The following is a 251-nucleotide window of genomic DNA, read 5'->3' on the forward strand; positions in this document are numbered from 1 at the left end:
TCATAAGGCAGACGACCTAAAAAACTAGGTACTGTCAGCGCCACATAGCGAGCATCCTCTGACTGTCTAAAGGCGCGCCAGCGTATGTATTCAGCCGTTTCGAATATCTTTGATAAATCGCGTGGGCGGCCAATATCAGTAAAGGAATCGAGTCCGAACATCTCAGCAGAAGCCGCCGACACAAACGGTGCATGGGAAGCAGCAGCAACATGAGACAACTGCTCAAGCAGATACATATCAGAGTTTTGGCG

1 protein-coding gene is annotated in these 251 nt (G+C 49.4%); it reads right to left on the reverse strand.

Features of this window, described 5'->3' with window-relative positions:
* The coding region (locus tag AAEY78_RS14220; RefSeq protein ID WP_352340071.1) for a type VI secretion system contractile sheath domain-containing protein at positions 1 to 251 on the reverse strand (251 nt) is incomplete at both ends.

The sequence above is a fragment of the Psychrobacter sp. 16-MNA-CIBAN-0192 genome, assembly GCF_040309565.1.
Classification (GTDB): domain Bacteria; phylum Pseudomonadota; class Gammaproteobacteria; order Pseudomonadales; family Moraxellaceae; genus Psychrobacter.